This window comes from Isoptericola jiangsuensis, assembly GCF_002563715.1.
In the GTDB taxonomy this organism is placed as follows: domain Bacteria; phylum Actinomycetota; class Actinomycetes; order Actinomycetales; family Cellulomonadaceae; genus Isoptericola; species Isoptericola jiangsuensis.
The window spans coordinates 4,021,106-4,041,252 of the sequence record NZ_PDJJ01000001.1; the positions used below are offsets into that span (position 1 = coordinate 4,021,106).

Consider the following 20,147-nt stretch of genomic DNA (forward strand, 5'->3'; position numbering starts at 1 on the left):
GGCGGCGACGAGTGTCGCTCTCAGTTCTCCCCGTGGCGCGACCGCAGACGGCCCAGCGCCAGTCCGGCCACCACGAGGAACGTGAGCAGGACCGCGGTCACCGCGGTCACCATCGCCGCCTGCGCGGAGACGACGGCGGCGCCCACCGTGGCCACGCCGCCGAGGACGAGGACGAACGCCGCGGCCCGGTAGGCGGGCCCGAGCGCGGCCCGGAAGCGCTCGACGCGCCCGTCGAACCGCCCGCCGGGCGCCGCCAGGGGCAGCGCCGCACCCAGGCAGACCAGGAGGACGCCGACAGCTCCGGCCACCGCCTGCTCCAGGGGGAAGTCGTCCCCGGTGTGCTGCGAGACGAGGCCGACGTGCAGGACGAGCAGGACGATCGACAGCCCGCCGAGCGTCCAGCTGAGGACGCGTCGCGCCCGCTCCGGATCGCGCTCCTGGCCGAGCGGCGTGCGGTGGAGGAGCTCGTGGTCGAGGCGGGGGACGACGGACAGCAGGGCCGTCAGCCCGAGCAGCGCCAGCGGGAGGGCGACGGCCGTGACTGCGCGGCTCGACACGCTCTCGCCGTGCCGTCCGTCGGCGGCGCGCGTGACGATCTCGGCGGACATCTCCGGCCAGGCGACGATCGAGGTCGTCACCATCGCCGCGACGGCGGCCAGCGCGATCGCGGCCCCGGGCCAGGGGATCATCAGCCACGGCGGTGCGGTGTCGCCCGGGGCGTCCGGGGTCCTGTGCGTCGTGCTCATCGGATCGGCTCCTCTCGCTCGTCCGTGGCGGACGAGGCGTCCTCGGGGTCGTCGGGGCCCGTGGCCTCCTGCTCGCGGCGCAGGGCCATGAGGGCCAGGATCGCCTCGTCCACGAGGCTCATCCGGAGTCGGTACTGGATCTCGGTACCGCGTCGGCGGGACTCGACGAGCCCGGCCTGCCGGAGCACCTTGAGGTGCCCAGACAGGGTGCTGGGGCCGATCGCGAGCGCCGCGCCGATGTCGCCGGCGCGGACGAAGTCCCGGTCGCGCAGGTAGCGCAGGATCTCGCGCCGCCCGCTGTGCGCGAGCGCGGCGAACAGTCCGCTCGCCGCTTCTTCGTTATTTCGCGTCACACCGAAATAGTACAGGAGGGCCGGACCAGCCCCTCGCTCGCGCATCGGCGACCAGTTTGTTAGGTTTCCTTCCATGACTCCTCGGCGCCGTGCCGGCAGGGGCCAGGCCGTGCTGCACCCGAATGCGGATACGAAAAGGCTTTTCATTCCTCGAATGATCGCAGAATGAGATCGGGTGGATATCGGCAGCGTCCGAGGATAGTGTCCGGAATGCCTCACCCAGGGATGGGCCGGTCGGGTCGGAGAAGTCGTCGACAAGGGACCACCGTCCCGCAGCAGCATTCTTCGTGCTGCCCTCCTCTCCTTTTCCACGGCGCGTCCGGCCCATGCGAGAAGACCATCGTCGCCAGGACCGGAGAGCCACCGATGAGCACCGTCGAGATCAGCGTCGTCATCCCCACCTACAACCGTTCCCTCCTCCTGCGGCACACGCTCGACGCGCTGCGCCGTCAGACCCTCGACCGCGACCTGTTCGAGGTGATCGTCGTCGACGACGGCGGCAGCGACGACGCCGAGGCCGTCGTCGCGGAGTTCGCTGACGTCCTCGACGTCACGTACTTCTGGCAGGAGGACGCCGGGTTCCGCGCGGGCAAGGCCCGCAACATCGGCACGGCCATCGCGTCCGGGAGGTACGTCGTGTACGTCGACACCGGCGTGCTGCTCGCGACCGGCACCCTGGCCGCCCACCTGCGGATCCACCGCGATTCCACGTACCCGACGGCGGTCGTCGGGTACGTGTACGGCTTCGAGGTCGACCCCTCGATGGACGGCGTCATGGCCGCCGTCGACCACGCCGACGCCGACGCCACCATCGCGCACCTGCACGCCGCCGGGGCGCTCGACGTGCGCGAGCGCCAGTACGCCGAGCTCGGCGACGCGATCGGCTCCTGGCCCGCGCCGTTCGACGTGTTCTGGACCTGCCACGCCTCCGCCGAGCGGTCCGAGCTGCTGCGGGCGGGCCTGTTCGACGAGTCGTTCACGAGCTGGGGCGGGGAGGACGTGGACCTGGGCGTGCGCCTGTTCCAGCTCGGCGACCGGTTCGTCATGGACCGGTCGGCGCGGTCGTTCCACTGGCCGCACGCGAAGGAGGTCAGCGACCTCAAGGAGTCGTCGGCGACCGCGGCGGAAAGAATTCACCGCAAGTACGACCTGTGGACCACGAGCTTTTACGGAAAGGACCTCCAGAACGAGAAGTACTCGCTCAACAAGGTGATCCTCATGGACGTGGAGCGCAAGAGCGGGAATCGTCCCGCGTCGTCGGCGACGGCCGGCCCGGAAGGGTCGGACGCCTGATGCCGGTCTACTACGAGAACCACTACCTGACCCGGCCCGACTGGCCGGTCACCGGCGGCTCGGTGGCCGCCACCCTCACCGCGCACGGCGTGACGGTGGGTGACGGCACGGTGTTCTGCGACGTCCCCCGGGTCGCGTTCACCCACGCGACGGACCTGGAGGCGGGCGTCCCGGCAGCGGGTCGCCGGGCCTTCCGCGGGGCGATCACCCTCGGGGCGGGCTGCTACGTCGAGTCGGGGGTCGCCCCGGCGTTCCCCAGCCAGCCGGTCAAGCTGTCGTCGATCAAGGTGAACGACGGCCCGCCGGGACGGATCGTCGTCGGCGACCGGGTGGTGCTCCAGGGTGTCGCCGTGGTCGCGTACGACCTGGTGGAGATCGGGGACGACGTGATCTTCGGGCCGATGGTGACGGTGATGGACTCGAGCGGCCACCCGCTGCGGGGGCGGGGCGAGCCCGGCGAGGCGGCCCGCACCCGGTCGGCGCCGGTCCGGATCGGGGCGGGCGCGTGGATCGGCGCGGGCGCCACGATCCTCAAGGGTGTCGAGATCGGCGCGGGCGCCGTGGTGGGCACGCAGAGCGTCGTCCACGAGTCCGTCCCGGCGGGCGCCGTCGTGGTCGGCAACCCGGCGCGCGTCGTCAAGCGGCTGTGATCGGCACGCTGACGGGCCCCACCGCCCGCCAGCTCTGGCGCATCGCCGTCCCGGTGACGCTCCAGACGGTCGTGTTCTCCTCGAAGAGCATCGTGGACGCCGCCATGCTCGGCTCCCAGGCGGAGGTCGACGTCGCCGCGATCGGCATCGCGGGCCGGGCGACGTTCGTCGTGACGATCTTCCTCGTCGGGTTCACCATCGGCGGCGCGCAGGTCGGGGCTCAGGTCTGGGGGCGCCGGGACGCCGACCGGGAGCGGCCGCTGCGCCAGACGGTGTGGCTGACCTGGGCGACGGCGAGCGTGTGCGGGCTGCTCGCCTGCCTGGCGTTCCTCACCGTGCCGGAGCAGGTGGTCGCCCTCGGGACGGACTCGCCGACCGTGGTCGGGCGCGGCGCGGAGTTCCTCCGGGTCGTCGCACCGACGTTCCTGCTGTTCTGCTGGACGTCGTCGGTCGCGGCCGGGCTGCGCGTCATGCGGCAGCCGGGCGTCGCGACCCTGTGGGCCGTGGCGGGCGTCGTGCTGAACGTCGGCCTCAACGCGGTGCTGATCTTCGGCCTGCTGGGGGCGCCCGCGCTCGGCATCGTCGGCGCGGCGTACGGCACGCTCGCGAGCGCCGTCGTCGAGACGGCGGGCCTGGCGCTGCACCTGCGGCTGCGGCGGCACGCCCTGTCCCGGTTCCCGCGGGCGGAGCTGCGGGCGATCCGCGCCCCGCAGGTGCGGCGTCTGCTGACGCTGTCCCTGCCCGCGGCGGGCAACAGCACCCTGTGGGCGCTGGGGTCGTTCGCGTTCTACGCCCTGGTGGGCAGCACGGGCCTGTCGGCCGCGGCGGCGCTGGCGGTGCTGTCCCCCGTCGAGTCGCTGGCGCTGGCGTTCACGATCGGGCTGGCGAACGCCGCCGCCGTGGTCGTGGGCGGCAGCATCGGCGCGGGCGACCTCACCGGCGCGTACCGGCAGGCGCGGCTGCTGGTCGCGGGGAGCGTCGTCGTCGGGCTCGGCACCGCGGTGCTCACGTGGGCGCTGAAGTCACCGCTGCTCGCGCTCTTCCCCGAGCTGTCACCCGCCACCCGCGACCTCACGGGCGACATGTTCGACCTCATGGCGGCCGGGTTCGTCCTCAAGAGCGTCGGCATGGTCATGGTGCTCGGCGTGCTGCGCGCCGGCGGCGAGGTGCGGTTCTGCCTGCTGCTCGACGCCGGGGCGCAGTGGGGACTGCTGCTGCCCGTCGCGTGGCTGCTGCGGGACGTCGCCGGGGCGTCCGCCCTCGTCCTGTTCGCCGTGCCCCTGCTGGAGGAGGCCGTGCGGATCGTCGTCGCGGGCGCGCGCATCCGGTCGCGGCGGTGGTTGCGCGACCTGGTCGTCACCTGACCCGGACGTCGCCCCCGCGACCCCGCGGACGCGACGAGCGTGCCGGGAGACTCCTCGTCCACAGGCTGCGAGGAGCTCCTGGCACGCTCGTCGTACGGACGGACCGGTCAGCGCTTCGGGTAGCCCGCCTGCGGCTTGTCGGTGTCGAGGTCCTCGACGTGCTCGAAGTGGATCTTCTCGTGCTTGGCCGTGCGGCGGTACAGCCAGGTGAAGAACGACAGCACGAGGCCGACGGCGACGAGCGCGCCCGCGATGAGGTACTGCTCCTGCTGCTCGGCGCTGCGCGCCCAGGGCCCCGCGAGGAACGCGCACGTGAGCGCCCCGACGACGGCCAGCGGCGTCCACGTGCGGAAGTGCTGGTGCTCGACGGGCCGGCGGCGCAGCACCAGCAGGGCGACGTTCACCACGGTGAACACGACGAGCAGCAGCAGCGACGTCGTGCCACCGAGCAGCGCGATCGCGTCGGACCCGGCCTCGGTGCCGCTCTGGCGCACCACGTAGGTGATCAGGCCGTAGGAGATGAGCGTGGTCACGACGATCGACACCCACGGCGTCTGCCGGGTGCGGTGCACGCGGCCGAACGCGCGCGGCAGCACCCCCTGGTTGGCGAGCCCGTACAGCAGGCGCGACGCCATGAGCATGTTGATGAGCGCCGAGTTCGCGACGGCGAACATGCCGATGAACGGGAAGATGACGTCGAACGGCAGGTTCGGGGCGCCCGCCGCCACCACCTGGGTCAGCGCGGACGCCTTCGTCGGGTCGGTGAGGTCGCCGACGGGCACCAGCGCCACCGCGGTGATGGCGACCGCGACGTAGATGAGCCCGGTGACGGACAGGCCGGTGAGCATGACCCGCGGGAAGTCCTTGACGGGGTCCTTGCACTCCTCGGCCATGTTGACGGAGTCCTCGAACCCGACCATCGCGAAGAACGCGAGCGTCGTTGCGGCCGTGACGGCGAGGAACACCGACTTGTCGTCGCCCGACTCGAACACGACGACGCGCGAGAAGTCCGCACGCCCCTGGGTGACGCCCCACAGGCCGACGAAGATGACGAGCAGCAGACCCGACAGCTCCACGAGGGTGAGCACCACGTTCGCCTTGACGCTCTCCCCCACGCCGCGGAAGTTCACCAGGGCGACCAGCGTCATGAACCCCAGCGCGATGAGCAGCAACGGCGTCGAGCCGTCCGCCATCCCCAGGCCGAACCCGTCGTTGAGGAACCCGGCGAACGCGTTGGACGCCGTGGACGCCGACGTGATCCCCGAGCTCATCACCATGAACGCGACGACGAAGGTCACCAGGTGGATGCCGAACGCCTTGTGCGTGTACAGCGCCGCACCGGCCGCCTGCGGGTACTTGGTGACGAGCTCCAGGTACGAGAACGCCGTGATCGTCGCGACGACGAACGCGATGAGGAACGGCGCCCACGCCGCACCCCCCACCTCGCCGGCGACCTGCCCCGTCAGGGCGTACACGCCCGTGCCGAGGATGTCCCCGACGATGAACAGCAGCAGGAGCTTGCGCCCCATGACTCGCTTCAGCCCGGGCTCGGCGGGGTCGCCGCTCTGCTCGGGTGCCTCGGTCGTCCGGCTCATGGCCGACCTCCTCGTCCACCTGGTCCCGGATGTCGGGATTCCGTCGTCCATGAAACCCGCCGACGCGGGATCGCGCGCGTCGAGCGGTCAGCGACGCCGGCGGAACGCCGCGGCGGAGGCCGCCGCGAACACCGCCGACAGGCCCACGCACCAGGCGACGGCGAGCACGATCGTGTCGGTGAGGGCGTCACCCGTGGGAGCCCCGGGCGTGCCGCCCACGAGCAGGCCCCGGACGGACTCGATGACCGGGGTGACGGGCTGGTGCTCGGCGAACCCGCGCAGCCAGGTCGGCATGGACTCCACGGGCACGAACGCGCTCGACACGTACGGCAGGAACATGACGACGAACGTGAAGCCGCTCGCGGCGTCGGGCGAGCGGACGAGGACGCCCACCAGCACCGCCGACCACGTGATGGCGTGCAGGAACAGCACGAGGACGCCGATCGCGCCGAGCCACCCGGCGACGTCGGCGGTCGGTCGGAACCCGACGGCCCACGCGACGGCGAAGACGATCGCCGTGGTGAGGAGGTTCTTCACCAGGCTGGCCGCGACGTGCCCCGCCAGGACGGTCCACGCGACGACGGGCATCGACCGGACGCGGTCGATCATGCCGCCCGACATGTCGCGCTCGACGAACAGGGCGGTGCTGGCGGCGCCGAACCCGGCGGCGAGCAGGATGATGCCGGGCGTCGCGTAGGTGATGTACGACGTGCCGACGTCCATCGCCCCGCCGAACACGTACGTGAACATGAGCAGGATGACCACCGGCAGGACGGCCGCCGTGATCATGGAGTCGACGTCGCGGACCGTGAGGCGGACGGCACGCGCGGCCATGGCCCCGAGGTCGGCGACGAGGCCGCGCACGGCACCGACGGGGGCGTCGGAACGGGCGGGCAGGGTGAGCGCGGTCATGCCGCCACCTCCGTCGCGGTCCGGGCGGACGCGGGCGCGGCACCGTCGTCGTCCGGCGGGCCGTCACCCCCGGACCGGGCGGGGTCGACGCCGCGGGCGTGCCGGCCGGTCAGGGTGAGGAAGACGTCGTCGAGGGTAGGGGCGGTGAGGTCCCAGCGCAGCGGGGTGACGTCGGTGGCCTCCACCCGGCCGAGGAGCTCGCGCACCCCGCCGACGCTGCCGTCGGTGGGCACGCGCACACGGACCGCGCTCTCGGTGACCACGGGGACCCCGGCGGCCCCGAGCGCGCGCACGACCCGGTCGGCGTCGTCGGCGTCGGCCAGCACGAGGTCGAGCCCCGCCTCCCCGACGCGCCGCTTGAGCTCGCCCGGGGTGCCCTCGGCCGCGACCCGGCCGCCGTCGACCAGGGCGACGCGGTCGGCGAGCCGGTCGGCCTCCTCCAGGTACTGGGTGGTGAGGAACAGGCTGGTGCCCTGCGCGACGACCTCGCGCACGACCTCCCACAGCGCGAGGCGGGAGCGGGGGTCCAGGCCGGTGGTGGGCTCGTCGAGGAACAGCACCTCGGGACGCGTGACGAGTCCGGCGGCCAGGTCGAGGCGGCGGCGCATGCCGCCGGACCACGTGCCGACCTGCCGGTCGGCGACGTCGGCGAGGTCGAACGCGTCGAGGAGGTCGAGGACGCGTGCCTGCGCGGTGCGCTGCGGCAGGTGGGAGAGCCGGGCCATCATCGCGAGGTTCTCGCGGCCGGTCTGCTTGTCGTCGACGGCCGCGTGCTGGCCGGTGAGGCTGATGCGCTCGCGGACGTGCCGCGCCTGGGTGACGACGTCGTACCCGGCCACCGTGAGCCAGCCGGAGTCGGGCGGCAGGAGGGTGGCGAGGATGCGGACGGTGGTGGTCTTGCCGGCACCGTTCGGGCCGAGGAGGGCGAGGACCTCGCCGCGGTGCAGCGTGAGGTCGACGCCCCTCAGGACGGTCTTGCGCCGGCGGCCGGTGCCGTAGGCCTTGGTGAGGGCCTCGGCGCGGACGACGACGTCGGCGGGGTCGGTCATGGTGACTCCTTCGATCTGCGTCGGCAACAAACTGTTTATGGTCTACGCGTTACTGTGGATGCTATACACAGTGCGTGGGGGCGCGTCAAGAGCCGCGTCTCGCGCCACGTCGCGGCCCCGCGACGGACACCCACCCCCGGGGCAGGGCACGATGGACCCGATGAGCACCGACCCGACCGACCTCACGATGCAGCGCCTCTGGGGCCGCCAGCCCCGCCCCCGGCGCGGCCCCAAGCCCGCGCTCAGCGCCGAACGGATCGTGGAGACCGCCTTCGAGCTCGCCGAGGCCGACGGGCTCGACGCGGTGTCGATGGCACGCGTCGCCGAGACCCTCGGCTGCTCCCCCATGGCGCTCTACCGCCACGTCAGCAGCAAGGACGAGCTGCTCGTGCTGCTCACCGACCGGGTCGCGGCGCTCCTGCCCGACCTCACGCCCGGGCTCGGCTGGCGCGCCGGGCTCGAACGGTGGACCCGCCTCCAGATCGAGCTCGTCGTCGCGCACCCCTGGTACCTCGACCTGCCCCTGGCCACCGCGCTCCCCGGCCCGCACCGGCTGCGCTGGTTCGACCAGGCGCTCGAGGCGCTGTCCGGCGTCCCCCTGCCGTTCGACGAGAAGCTCGGCATCCTCGGGCTGCTCGCCCAGCACGTCCTCGGCGAGGCGCAGGTGCAGGTCGACACCCGCCGTGCCGCCGTCGCGACGGTGCGGGCCACCACCGGCGTCGCACCCGACGTCCCCGACGCCGACCTCGACCCCGACGCCGTCGACCGCGCCAACCTCTACTACGACTTCGAGAAGCTCCTCACCAGCCTGGCGACCCCCGAGCACTACCCCCACCTGTTCGCGGCCGCCGCGGCGTGGGACCCGCAGGACGCTCCCCCCGCGAGCCCCACGGACGACATCGCGTTCGGGATCGGCGTCGTGCTCGACGGGATCGAGGTGTACCTCCGGCGCCGCACCGGCGGGGCCGTCGACAGCCCCGTCCCCGCACCCGCCGATCCCGACCGACCCCCCACCACCTGACGAACCGGACCCTTCCATGGCGCAACATCGCAGGTCACAGGCTTGCGCGTGTCACTGGAGCCCGGCCGTCCCGATAGGGCAGGGTGGGGTACGAACGGCCCCGCCTACGCAGGGCCGCCCGGCGACGGAGGTGCCCGCAGGTGCGACGGACGGTGGTCACAGGGATCGGGGCGGTCACGCCCCTCGGCCTCACGCTCGACGAGACGTGGCAGGGGTTGCGCACCGGCCGGTCCGGGGTGGGCGCCCTCGACGCCGACTGGCCCGCCGACGTGCCGGTCCGGATCGGGGCGCTCGTCGACGACCGGTTCGCCGACGCCCTCCAGGTGCGCGAGCAGCGGCGCACCGACCGCGGGGAACAGCTCGCGCTCGTCGCCGGCCGGCAGGCCTGGGACGACGCGGGCGCCCCCGACGTCGAGCCGGAACGCCTCGGCGTCGCGATCGGCACCGCCAACGGCGGGTTCGGCACCACGCTGCGCCAGCACCTGCTCCTCAAGGAGCAGGGGCACCGCGCCGTCAGCCCGCACGCCGTCACCATGGTGATGAACAACGGCCCCGCCGCCTGGGTGTCGATCGACCTGGGCGCGAAGGCCGGGGCGCGCGCCCCCGTCAGCGCCTGCGCCGCCGGCGTCGAGGCGATCCTCGCCGCCCGGTCCATGATCCGCGACGGCGACGCCGACGTCGTCGTCTGCGGCGGCGTCGAGGCCACGGTCGTCGACCTGTGCGTGTCCGCGTTCGCCCGCTCCCGCGCCATGTCGACCCGCAACGACGAGCCCGAACGGGCGTCCCGACCCTTCGACGTCGCCCGCGACGGCTTCGTCATGGGCGAGGGCTGCGTGCTGCTCGTCCTGGAGGCCGAGGAGCACGCCCGCGCGCGCGGCGCCCGCGTCCGGGGCGTGGTCGAGGGCGGCGCCCTCACCTCCGACGCCCACGACATCGTCGGCGGCGAGCCCGGCAACCAGGCGCGCACCGTCGGCCTCGCCCTCCGCTCCGCGGGCCTGACGCCCGCCGACGTCGGGTTCGTGCACGCCCACGCCACCTCCACCCCCGCCGGCGACGTCAACGAGGCCCGCGCCCTGCGCGCCGTGTTCGGCGACCCCCCGCCCGTCACCGCCACCAAGGCGTCCACCGGGCACCTGCTCGGCGCGTCCGGACCGCTCGGCGTCCTCGCGGCGCTCGGTGGGCTGGGTGGTCTCGCGAGTCCCGGGAGCCGCAGGGGGCCGACCGGCACCGCAGGGCTCGACGCTCCGGGGGCGTCCGGGGACGCCGTCGTCCCGCCGACCCTCAACCTCGACGACCTCGACCCGCAGATCGACCTCGACGTCGTCACCGCCGCCCGCCCGACGACGGCACGGCACGCCCTGGTCGACGCGTTCGGGTTCGGCGGCCACAGCTCCGCCCTGGTGCTGTCACGGGACTGACCCCGACCCCCTGGACGCAACGAGCGTGCTGGGTCGGTACCTCAAACCGTGGTTTGAGGTACCGACCCAGCACGCTCGTTGCAGCAGAGAGGGGGGACAGGCGTCAGCTCAGGCCGAACGCCCGCACCACCTCCTGCGTGACCGCGTTGCCCGCGTCGTCGTGCGCCGTCGTGCGCAGCGACACCGACCCGCCACCCTTCGGGGTGCTCAGCTGCGCGGTCCAGTCGTCACCGGAACGCTCGACGGTCACGGGCGACCACGTGGCGCCCTCGTCGTAGGACACCTCGAGGGCGACGTCCGTCACGGTGCCCGCGCCGACGGCGCCCACCGGGTGCGCGACCTCCAGGCCGACCGTCGTCCGGCCGCCGGCACGCACGGTGCCGTCGAGACCCGTCGCGACGTCGTAGCCGATCCCGAGCAGCGGCAGCGTGCCGACGTCGGCACGGTCGGTGACGAACGTCCACGCCGACGCGGTGCGTGTCGACCAGGCCCACGTCGTGGGCTCGACGGTCGTGTCGAGCTCGTAGCGGTACGTCTGCGGCCCGGCGGCGTCGGTCCGGGACCACGAGATCGACTGCGACGCTCCGGAGCGCAGCAGCGTGTCCCCCAGGTAGAGGCGCGACGCGATCTTGCGGCCCGACCCGAACGAACCGGTGAGCTCGCCCGGACCGGACGCCGTCGGCGTGTTCATCTTGAGGATCGTGCCGGTGTTGTTCGCCAGCCAGAAGCCGTCGCCCTGGCGCGGCGCGGTGACGCCGAACCAGTCGATCGTCTGGGTCTGCCCCGCGGTGTAGCGGGTCTGGAGGTCACGCACCTCCCGACCGTTCGCCGCGTCCACGGCGGCGAACCACGCGGCACCCGCACCCACGGCTGCCGGGCTGAGGTAGGTGACGTGCTCGGAGGCCGACTCCCAGGCCTGGCTCATGCCGAGGCACTTGAGCAGGAACGTCGAGCAGTCGTAGCGCAGGAGGTTGAGCGGGCGCGCCTCGGTGTCCGCGAACCGGTCGGTGACGACCGCGAGGTCGCCCGTGCGGGGTGCGACGACGAGGTCCGCGGGCGCCGAGCCCTCCCACGTGCGCTGGTAGTCGTACGCGTAGCCCGGGTAGGCGTCGGCTGTGCCCCGGATCGACGCGGTGCCGGCGGACAGCAGCCGCTCGCCGTCGGCGGCGCTGACCGACACCGTCGGCACGGTGCCGCCGGCGAGGTCGAACAGGGTGCCCGGGCCGTCGTTGACGACGACGAGCAGGGCGGCCCCGGCGTCCCGTGCCGCAGCGGCACGGGCGAGCGGGGTGACCGTCGCGCTCCTCGTCACGACCAGCGCCTTGCCGGCCGCGTCCACGGCCGCGACCTCGGCGGGCGTGCCCGTCCCGGCGGCGACGACCTCCAGGTCGACCTTCCCGTCGAGGCGGGTGCTGCGCGACTGGTAGACGGTGTCGAGCGTCCACGACGACGGCGTGTGCGCGCGGACCTCGAGCAGCGGCGCGAGACGGGACCAGCGGGCCGTCAGGTAGTACGGCCCGTCGGGGACGTCCCCGGTGGGCAGCACCCACGCCTCCGCGCCGGGGGCGACGGGCGTCGACATGCCGAACGGGATGCCGCCGGAGGGCGCGTGGTACCAGTCGACACGACCGGCCTGCGCGACGCTGGGGCGCGGGGTGTCGAGCCGCACGGGGGTGGCGTCGCGGGCGTCGAGCACGACGTGCACGTCCCCGTCCTCGACGGCGACGTGCGGCTCGGCCAGCCAGTACAGACGGTCGGTGCCGTCGTCGTCGGCGTAGCGCAGCTTGGTGGACACCGCGAGGGTGCGCGGCTCCACGCGCTTCGTGGCGATGCGGCCGTCGGCGTCCGCCTGCTCCGTGCGGAACACGCCGTTGGTGTAGTCGTAGACGAGCACCTCGGCGCCCGCGACCGGCGCACCGGACGTGCCCAGGACGGTGACGTCGACGTCGTACTTCTCGACCTCGCGGCTCAGGCCGGTGCCGGTGCGGGCCACGACGGTGCCCGCAGCGTCGGTCGCGACGACCTCGCCCAGGTAGTGGCCGGTCACGGGGGCGTCGGCGAACGACGCGGTGGCGTCCACCGTGGCGGTGCCGTGCGCGGGGACGACGACGTGGTCGGCGGAGAGCCGCACCACGTCGGCGGGACCGTCGGAGGTGGTGGACAGGTCGAGCGCGAGCTCGGCGTCCGTGTCGTTGAAGTAGGTGATGGTGCGGGTCTGCGGCGTGGGATCCGGGTCGCCCCAGGTGGCCAGGCCGAAGAAGACGGACCCGGTGGCGGACACGTCGTCGAGCGTCGCGGGGACGTCGAGGCGGCCCGTGCCGACCTCGTACAGGCTGCCGTCGACCTCCGTGGCGGACGACATGAGGGCGTCCTTGAGGCGCTGCGCGCCCCAGTCGGGGTGCTCGACGGCGAGCAGCGCGGCGGCGCCCGCGACGTGCGGCGTCGCCATGGAGGTGCCGCTCATCGTCGTGTAGTAGCCGGACCCGCGGGTGTGGTGGGAGCGGGCGGCGGTGATGTTCACGCCGGGGGCGGCCATGTCGGGCTTGAGGCCCTCGTCGAGGCCGCGCGGGCCCTGCGACGAGAAGGAGGCGAGCCGGTCGTCGTCGTCCGTCGCGGCGATCGTCAGGGCGGCGTCCGCCGTGCCCGGGCTCGTCACGGTGCCGGGGGCGCCGGAGTTGCCGGCCGCGACGACGAACAGCACGTCGTGCTCCGCGGACAGCGCGTTGAGGGACTGCGCCATCGGGTCGGTCTGGTCGGTGAGGGCGTCGTCGCCGAGGCTCATGCTGACGACGTCCGCGTCGGCCTCGGTGGCGGCCCACTCCATGCCGGCGATGATCCACGAGTCGAGGCCGTAGCCGTTGTCCGCGAGGACCTTGCCGACCGCGAGCTCGGCGCCCGGCGCGACGCCGGTGTTCTTCCCGTCGCTGGCCGCGCCGGACCCGGCGACGGTGGAGGCGACGTGGGTGCCGTGCCCGGCGCCGTCGGCGACCTCCTGGCCGGGGACGAACGAGGCGGTGGTCACGACGGCGTCGGCGAGGTCGGGGTGGTCGAGGTCGACGCCGGTGTCCAGGACGGCGACGCGGGCGCCGGTGCCGTCGTTGCCCGCGGCCCACGCCTCGGGCGCGCCGACGAGCGGGACGGAGACGTCGAGGGTCGCGGAGACCCGACCGTCGAGCCACAGCTTGGTCCAGCCGCCCACGAGGGTCCCGGGCGCGGTGGCCGACCGGGTGCCGCGCGTGGTGGCGGCGCCGGTGACGGCGGCCCAGAAATCGCTCGCCTCGTCCGCGTCGGTGCGCAGCGCGGCGCCGTCGACCGACGGCAGGTCGAGGGTCTTCGTGCTGCCCGCGGGAGCCTTCGGGGTGCTGCGCAGCCGCGCGGCGTGCTGCGCGATGACGGGGATGCCGCCGGAGGCGTCGTCGTAGCCGTACTCGACGAGGTCGGTGACGTTGAACAGCTCCCGGTCCAGCGCGTCGGAGGCGAGGTACGGCAGCGCCGCGTCGGGCACGACGTAGGTGTCGCCGTCGACGACGAGGGTCTGCGCCGGCGCGGTGGATCCCGGTGCGGGGTCGACCGTGATCGCCTCCTGGCCGTCCGTCGTCGTGGCGACGTGGACGACGTCGCCGGTGACGAGCGTGACCGTGACGGTCTCGCCGGTGGACGCGCCGGCGGTGGCCGCCGAGGTCGAGCCGTTGTCGGTGGGCGGGGTCGCTCCCCAGCCGGGGAGGACTCCCACCGCCAGCACGGCTCCCGCCGCGGTCGCGGCGATCCCGGCTCGGACGAGTGGTCGCATGGTGGCGCCTTTCGCGAGAACTGTTCGGTGCCTCGGGACACTTTCAGGCAACACGTGGCGGGCACAATGGCGGAGACTGGCGAGAATGCGCCATGACGGGAACCCGCAAGGACGGTCCCCGGGCAGGGAGGGGTGCGAGAGATGACGGACGGCAGCGTGCCGGGCGACGACGTCGGCGACCTCCTGGGCACCGCCGCCGGGCTGTCGGCCGACCTGCTCGCCGTCTACCGGCTGCTGGTCGCGACGCCGGGCGCGTCGGCGGGTCACGTCGCCGCGACCCTGGACGTCCCGCGGGGCGCCGCCCGCGAGCGCCTCGCCGCGCTCGCCGAGCGCGGGTTCGCCAGCGTCTCGGCGCGTCCCGACGACGGTGGCGACACCGGTGACGACGACGTCCGGTACGTGGCCGCGCCACCGTCGGTGGTGCTGGGCGGGCGCCTGGCCGCGCACGAGGTGGCGGTGCGGGCGCGCGCAGGCGGAGCTCGACACCCTGGAGGAGATGTACCGGCACGCGGGTGCGGAGGGTGGCGCCGACGACGTGGTGCAGGTGGTGCGCGGCGCGGCCGAGGTGGCGCACTGGTTCGCGCGGGTGCAGTCGGGCGCGCGCGGCGAGGTGCGGGCGTTCGTGCAGCACCCGGTGGCGGTGACCGGTGCGGACGAGAACCACGTGGAGGACGAGCTGGTCCGCCGGGGCGTGCGGTACCGGGTGCTGTTCGAGCAGGCGGCGCTGGACACGTCCCGGCGGGCTGGACGCGTCGCGGCCGGGCTGCGGGCCGGGGAGTCGGCGCGGGGTGATCGACGCGCTGCCGCTGCGCATGGTGATCGCCGACGACGGCCTGGCGCTGCTGCCGGTGCTCAGCGCGCCGGAGCGGGCGTCCGCGGCGGCGATGCTGGTACGGCCGAGCGCGCTCCTCACGGGCCTGATCGCGCTGTTCGACACCCTGTGGACGCGCGCGGCCCCGTCATCCTCGACGCGCCGTCCGGTGTGCCCGTCGTCGGGTCGTGGGCGGCCACCCCCGACCGGACCGGCACACCCGGACGGCGCGTCGGCAGGATGACGGGGGGCCAGCGCGCCGTGCCCCCCCCACAGGGTGTCCGAACAGGCGCCGGATCCAGGCCCGTGAGGAGCGCGCTTCCGGCCCGGTACCAGCCATCGCCCGCCCGCGGACGCCCCGCTCCGGCGCGCTGAGCAACCCGGCAGCAGCGCCAGGCCGTCGTCCGGCGGATCACCAATGCGCCAGCGGCAGCGGCGGTCGATCCACCCGGCGCCGACTCCCCGGCCCGCAGCGCCCGGCCGCGAACGGCGTCCCAGCCCGCCCGGGAACGGGTCCCAGCGCCGGCCCTGCTCGAACCAGCACCCGGTACCGCACGCCCCCGGCCGGACCAGCTCGCTCCTCCACGTGGTTCCTCGTCCCGCGATCCGGGTCAACCGCCACCGGGTGCTGCAACCGAAACGGGCCCCGCACCTCGGCCGCGCGCCGCGCCCGGACTGCACCCCGGCGCGAAACCAGTGCGCCACCTCGGCCGCGCCGCGCACCACCTGCACCACGTCGTCGGCGCCACCCTCCGCACCCGCGTGCCGGTACATCTCCTCCAGGGTGTCGAGCTCCGCCTGCGCGCGCCGCACCGCCACCTCGTGCGCGGCCAGGCGCCCGCCCAGCACCACCGACGGTGGCGCGGCCACGTACCGGACGTCGTCGTCACCGGTGTCGCCACCGTCGTCGGGACGCGCCGAGACGCTGGCGAACCCGCGCTCGGCGAGCGCGGCGAGGCGCTCGCGGGCGGCGCCCCGCGGGACGTCCAGGGTCGCGGCGACGTGACCCGCCGACGCGCCCGGCGTCGCGACCAGCAGCCGGTAGACCGGCGAGCAGGTCGGCCGACAGCCCGGCGGCGGTGCCCAGGAGGTCGCCGACGTCGTCGCCCGGCACGCTGCCGTCCGTCATCTCTCGCACCCCTCCCTGCCGGGGACCGTCCTTGCGGGTTCCCGTCATGGCGCATTCTCGCCAGTCTCCGCCATTGTGCCCGCCACGTGTTGCCTGAAAGTGTCCCGAGGCACCGAACAGTTCTCGGCGAAAGGCGCCACCATGCGACCACTCGTCCGAGCCGGGATCGCCGCGACCGCGGCGGGAGCCGTGCTGGCGGTGGGAGTCCTCCCCGCTGGGGAGCGACCCCGCCCACCGACAACGGCTCGACCTCGGCGGCCACCGCCGGCGCGTCCACCGGCGAGACCGTCACGGTCACGCTCGTCACCGGCGACGTCGTCCACGTCGCCACGACGACGGACGGCCAGGAGGCGATCACGGTCGACCCCGCACCGGGATCCACCGCGCCCGGCGCAGACCCTCGTCGTCGACGGCGACACCTACGTCGTGCCCGACGCGGCGCTGCCGTACCTCGCCTCCGACGCGCTGGACCGGGAGCTGTTCAACGTCACCGACCTCGTCGAGTACGGCTACGACGACGCCTCCGGCGGCATCCCCGTCATCGCGCAGCACGCCGCGCGGCTGCGCAGCACCCCGAAGGCTCCCGCGGGCAGCACGAAGACCCTCGACCTGCCGTCGGTCGACGGCGCCGCGCTGCGCACCGACGCGGACGAGGCGAGCGATTTCTGGGCCGCCGTCACCGGCGCCGCCACCACGCGCGGCACCCGGTCGGCCACCGCGCCCGGGACCCTCGTGGGCGGCTGGACCAAGCTGTGGCTCGACGGTCGGGTCTCCGCGACCCTCGACGTCTCCGTCCCGCTCGTCGGCGCGCCCGAGGCGTGGGCCGCGGGCAACGACGGCACCGGCGCCCGCGTCGCCGTCCTGGACACCGGCGTCGACCTCGACCACCCCGACCTCGCCGACGCCGTCGTGACCACCGCCTCGTTCGTCCCCGGCCAGGAGGTCGCCGACGGCGCCGGGCACGGGCACCCACGTCGCCTCCACCGTCGCCGGGTCCGGCGCGGCCAGCGACGGGAAGAACACCGGCGTCGCGCCGGGCGCCGAGCTCGCGGTCGGCAAGGTCCTCGCGGACAACGGCTACGGCCTCGACTCGTGGATCATCGCCGGCATGGAGTGGGCCGCCACCGAGGCCGACGCGGACGTCGTCAGCATGAGCCTCGGCGACGACGCCCCTCACCGACCAGACCGACCCGATGGCGCAGTCCCTCAACGCGCTGTCCGCGGAGCACGACGTGCTGTTCGTCGTCGCGGCCGGCAACTCCGGCGCCCCCGGCACCGTGACGAGCCCGGGCACGGCGGACGCCGCCCTGACGATCGCCGCGACGGACGACGACGACCGGCTCGCCTCCTTCTCGTCGCAGGGCCCGCGCGGCCTCGACGAGGGCCTCAAGCCCGACATGGCCGCCCCCGGCGTGAACATCACCGCCGCCCGCTCCCACCACACCCGCGGGTCCGGCTACTACACGACGATGAGCGGCACCTCCATGGCGACGCCGCACGTCGCGGGCGCCGCCGCGCTGCTCGCCGTCGAGCACCCCGACTGGGGCGCGCAGCGCCTCAAGGACGCCCTCATGTCGTCCGCCACGGAGGTCGACGGCAGCCTGTACGAGGTCGGCACGGGCCGCCTCGACGTCCCCGCGACGCTCGACGACGTGTCCGCCACCGGGTCCGTCTTCTTCGGCCTGCCACCTGGGGCGACCCGGATCCCACGCCGCAGACCCGCACCATCACCTACTTCAACGACACGGACGCCGAGCTCGCGCTCGACCTGTCCACCACCTCCGACGGTCCGCCGACGTGGTGCGGCTCTCCGCCGACCACGTCGTCGTCCCCGCGCACGGCACCGCCACGGTGGACGCCACCGCGTCGTTCGCCGACGCCCCGTGACCGGCCACTACCTGGGCGAGGTCGTCGCGACCGACGCTGCGGGCACCGTCGTGGCCCGCACCGGCACCGGCCTGAGCCGCGAGGTCGAGAAGTACGACGTCGACGTCACCGTCCTGGGCACGTCCGGTGCGCCGGTCGCGGGCGCCGAGGTGCTCGTCTACGACTACACCAACGGCGTGTTCCGCACGGAGCAGGCGGACGCCGACGGCCGCATCGCCACGAAGCGCGTGGAGCCGCGCACCCTCGCGGTGTCCACCAAGCTGGCGCTACGCCGACGACGACGGCACCGACCGTCTGTACTGGCTGGCCGAGCCGCACGTCGCCGTCGAGGACGGGGACGTGCACGTCGTGCTCGACGCCCGCGACGCCACCCCCGTGCGGCTCGACACCCCGCGCCCCAGCGTCGCGCAGGCCGGTCGTGTCGACTGGTACCACGCGCCCTCCGGCGGCATCCCGTTCGGCATGTCGACGCCCGTCGCCCCCGGCGCGGAGGCGTGGGTGCTGCCCACCGGGGACGTCCCCGACGGGCCGTACTACCTGACGGCCCGCTGGTCCCGTCTCGCGCCGCTGCTCGAGGTCCGCGCGCACACGCCGTCGTCGTGGACGCTCGACACCGTCTACCAGTCGCGCAGCACCCGCCTCGACGGGAAGGTCGACCTGGAGGTCGTCGCCGCCGGGACGGGCACGCCCGCCGAGGTCGCGGCCGTGGACGCGGCCGGCAAGGCGCTGGTCGTGACGAGGAGCGCGACGGTCACCCCGCTCGCCCGTGCCGCTGCGGCACGGGACGCCGGGGCCGCCCTGCTCGTCGTCGTCAACGACGGCCCGGGCACCCTGTTCGACCTCGCCGGCGGCACCGTGCCGACGGTGTCGGTCAGCGCCGCCGACGGCGAGCGGCTGCTGTCCGCCGGCACCGCGTCGATCCGGGGCACAGCCGACGCCTACCCGGGCTACGCGTACGACTACCAGCGCACGTGGGAGGGCTCGGCGCCCGCGGACCTCGTCGTCGCACCCCGCACGGGCGACCTCGCGGTCCCACCGACCGGTTCGCGGACACCGAGGCGCGCCCGCTCAACCTCCTGCGCTACGACTGCTCGACGTTCCTGCTCAAGTGCCTCGGCATGAGCCAGGCCTGGGAGTCGGCCTCCGAGCACGTCACCTACCTCAGCCCGGCAGCCGTGGGTGCGGGTGCCGCGTGGTTCGCCGCCGTGGACGCGGCGAACGGTCGGAGGTGCGTGACCTCCAGACCCGCTACACCGCGGGGCAGACGATCGACTGGTTCGGCGTCACCGCGCCGCGCCAGGGCGACGGCTTCTGGCTGGCGAACAACACCGGCACGATCCTCAAGATGAACACGCCGACGGCGTCCGGTCCGGGCGAGCTCACCGGTTCGTTCGGGTCGGGCCGCAAGATCGCGTCGCGCCTCGGGGACACGCTGCTGCGCTCCGGAGCGTCGCAGTCGATCTCGTGGTCCCGGACCGACGCCGCCGGGCCGCAGACGTACCGCTACGAGCTCGACACGACCGTCGAGCCCACGACGTGGGCCTGGTCGACACGCACCGCGTCGGCGTGGACGTTCGTCACCGACCGTGCCGTCGGCACGCTGCCGCTGCTCGGGATCGGCTACGACGTCGCGACGGGTCTCGACGGCACCGTGCGTGCCGGCGGCCGGACGACGGTCGGCCTGGAGGTCGCGCACCCGGTGGGCGCCGTCGGCGCGGGCACCGTGACGGACGTCGCCCTCGAGGTGTCCTACGACGAGGGCGCCACGTGGTCGCCCGTGACCGTCGAGCGTTCCGGTGACGACTGGACCGCGCAGCTGAGCACCCCGAAGGGTGGCGGGTCGGTGTCGCTGCGACACGACGGCACGACGACGCGGGCAACGCGGTCACGCAGGAGGTGGTGCGGGCGTTCGGCCTGAGCTGACGCCTGTCCCCCCTCTCTCTGCTGCAACGAGCGTGCTGGGTCGGTACCTCAAACCACGGTTTGAGGTACCGACCCAGCACGCTCGTTGCGTCCAGGGGGTCGGGGTCAGTCCCGTGACAGCACCAGGGCGGAGCTGTGGCCGCCGAACCCGAACGCGTCGACCAGGGCGTGCCGTGCCGTCGTCGGCGGGCGGCGGTGACGACGTC

At 74.1% G+C, this 20,147-nt stretch carries 14 protein-coding genes and 2 pseudogenes; 10 read left to right on the forward strand and 6 right to left on the reverse strand.

All coding sequences use genetic code 11. The features are described from left to right. Nucleotides 1-20: 20 nt before the first annotated feature. Nucleotides 21-746, reverse strand: coding sequence for a hypothetical protein (locus tag ATJ88_RS17885; protein WP_098465003.1), 726 nt, complete (start codon nt 744-746; stop codon nt 21-23). Next, a complete protein-coding gene (locus ATJ88_RS18475) occupies nt 743-1,099 on the reverse strand; it encodes an ArsR/SmtB family transcription factor (RefSeq protein ID WP_170023705.1) in 357 nt (118 codons plus the stop codon). The genes ATJ88_RS17885 and ATJ88_RS18475 overlap by 4 nt, the downstream gene beginning before the upstream one ends. A 366-nt stretch (nt 1,100-1,465) precedes the next feature. On the opposite strand from ATJ88_RS18475, the gene ATJ88_RS17895 reads away from it, so the two are divergent. From ATJ88_RS17895 to ATJ88_RS17905, 3 genes are read left to right on the forward strand one after another with little or no spacing between them, the layout of a single operon-like run. Continuing rightward, nucleotides 1,466-2,392, forward strand: a complete 927-nt coding sequence (locus tag ATJ88_RS17895; protein ID WP_098465005.1) for a glycosyltransferase — start codon at nt 1,466-1,468, stop codon at nt 2,390-2,392. After that, on the forward strand, nt 2,392-3,042 hold the full coding sequence (locus tag ATJ88_RS19090; protein ID WP_098465006.1) for an acyltransferase: 651 nt from the start codon (nt 2,392-2,394) through the stop codon (nt 3,040-3,042). The genes ATJ88_RS17895 and ATJ88_RS19090 overlap by 1 nt, the downstream gene beginning before the upstream one ends. Next, nucleotides 3,039-4,406 (forward strand): MATE family efflux transporter, encoded by a 1,368-nt coding sequence (locus tag ATJ88_RS17905; protein WP_170023707.1) that lies wholly within the window; start codon nt 3,039-3,041, stop codon nt 4,404-4,406. The genes ATJ88_RS19090 and ATJ88_RS17905 overlap by 4 nt, the downstream gene beginning before the upstream one ends. A 107-nt stretch (nt 4,407-4,513) precedes the next feature. On the opposite strand, the gene ATJ88_RS17910 is transcribed toward ATJ88_RS17905, so the two are convergent. The 3 genes from ATJ88_RS17910 to ATJ88_RS17920 form a co-directional block, all read right to left on the reverse strand. Then, a complete protein-coding gene (locus ATJ88_RS17910) occupies nt 4,514-6,001 on the reverse strand; it encodes an APC family permease (RefSeq protein ID WP_098465008.1) in 1,488 nt (495 codons plus the stop codon). An 87-nt stretch (nt 6,002-6,088) separates the two neighbouring features. Next, the gene (locus ATJ88_RS17915; protein WP_098461802.1) at nt 6,089-6,913 is read right to left on the reverse strand and encodes an ABC transporter permease; all 825 of its coding nucleotides are present in this window, start codon (nt 6,911-6,913) and stop codon (nt 6,089-6,091) included. Continuing rightward, a complete protein-coding gene (locus tag ATJ88_RS17920) occupies nt 6,910-7,962 on the reverse strand; it encodes an ATP-binding cassette domain-containing protein (protein ID WP_098465009.1) in 1,053 nt (350 codons plus the stop codon). Before ATJ88_RS17920 ends, ATJ88_RS17915 begins: the two co-directional genes overlap by 4 nt. A 160-nt stretch (nt 7,963-8,122) precedes the next feature. Between ATJ88_RS17920 and ATJ88_RS17925 the strand changes: the two genes are divergently transcribed. Beyond that, on the forward strand, nt 8,123-8,983 hold the full coding sequence (locus ATJ88_RS17925; protein WP_211287423.1) for a TetR/AcrR family transcriptional regulator: 861 nt from the start codon (nt 8,123-8,125) through the stop codon (nt 8,981-8,983). Nucleotides 8,984-9,123: 140 nt separating this feature from the next. Beyond that, the gene (locus ATJ88_RS17930) at nt 9,124-10,401 is read left to right on the forward strand and encodes a beta-ketoacyl-[acyl-carrier-protein] synthase family protein (RefSeq protein WP_098461807.1); all 1,278 of its coding nucleotides are present in this window, start codon (nt 9,124-9,126) and stop codon (nt 10,399-10,401) included. 103 nt (nt 10,402-10,504) lie between these two features. On the opposite strand, the gene ATJ88_RS17935 is transcribed toward ATJ88_RS17930, so the two are convergent. Further along, a complete protein-coding gene (locus ATJ88_RS17935) occupies nt 10,505-14,191 on the reverse strand; it encodes a S8 family serine peptidase (RefSeq protein ID WP_098461808.1) in 3,687 nt (1,228 codons plus the stop codon). Nucleotides 14,192-14,979: 788 nt separating this feature from the next. Between ATJ88_RS17935 and ATJ88_RS17940 the strand changes: the two genes are divergently transcribed. From ATJ88_RS17940 to ATJ88_RS17955, 5 genes and pseudogenes are all read left to right on the forward strand, one after another. Continuing rightward, on the forward strand, nt 14,980-15,246 hold the full coding sequence (locus ATJ88_RS17940; RefSeq protein WP_098465010.1) for a hypothetical protein: 267 nt from the start codon (nt 14,980-14,982) through the stop codon (nt 15,244-15,246). Between the two features lie 1,909 nt (nt 15,247-17,155). Further along, nucleotides 17,156-17,251, forward strand: a pseudogene (locus ATJ88_RS19165) (hypothetical protein); the annotation flags it as partial. Nucleotides 17,252-17,324: 73 nt separating this feature from the next. Further along, nucleotides 17,325-17,693 (forward strand): annotated as a pseudogene (locus ATJ88_RS19170) (S8 family serine peptidase); the annotation flags it as partial. A 664-nt stretch (nt 17,694-18,357) separates the two neighbouring features. Further along, nucleotides 18,358-19,140, forward strand: a complete 783-nt coding sequence (locus ATJ88_RS17950; RefSeq protein WP_098465011.1) for a PA domain-containing protein — start codon at nt 18,358-18,360, stop codon at nt 19,138-19,140. Between the two features lie 106 nt (nt 19,141-19,246). Then, nucleotides 19,247-19,936: a hypothetical protein gene (locus ATJ88_RS17955; RefSeq protein ID WP_098465012.1), complete on the forward strand. Its 690-nt coding sequence runs from the start codon at nt 19,247-19,249 to the stop codon at nt 19,934-19,936. The last annotated feature ends 211 nt before the right edge of the window (nt 19,937-20,147 follow it).

What these genes read in the sequence shown, in the direction of transcription:
- ATJ88_RS17915 (WP_098461802.1), bottom strand. Translation starts at nt 6,913, where the DNA reads ATGACCGCGCTCACCCTGCCCGCCCGTTCCGACGCCCCCGTCGGTGCC.
- ATJ88_RS17910 (WP_098465008.1), bottom strand. Translation starts at nt 6,001, where the DNA reads ATGAGCCGGACGACCGAGGCACCCGAGCAGAGCGGCGACCCCGCCGAG.
- ATJ88_RS17920 (WP_098465009.1), bottom strand. Translation starts at nt 7,962, where the DNA reads ATGACCGACCCCGCCGACGTCGTCGTCCGCGCCGAGGCCCTCACCAAG.
- ATJ88_RS17895 (WP_098465005.1), top strand. Translation starts at nt 1,466, where the DNA reads ATGAGCACCGTCGAGATCAGCGTCGTCATCCCCACCTACAACCGTTCC.
- ATJ88_RS17885 (WP_098465003.1), bottom strand. Translation starts at nt 746, where the DNA reads ATGAGCACGACGCACAGGACCCCGGACGCCCCGGGCGACACCGCACCG.
- ATJ88_RS19090 (WP_098465006.1), top strand. Translation starts at nt 2,392, where the DNA reads ATGCCGGTCTACTACGAGAACCACTACCTGACCCGGCCCGACTGGCCG.
- ATJ88_RS17935 (WP_098461808.1), bottom strand. Translation starts at nt 14,191, where the DNA reads ATGCGACCACTCGTCCGAGCCGGGATCGCCGCGACCGCGGCGGGAGCC.
- ATJ88_RS17925 (WP_211287423.1), top strand. Translation starts at nt 8,123, where the DNA reads ATGAGCACCGACCCGACCGACCTCACGATGCAGCGCCTCTGGGGCCGC.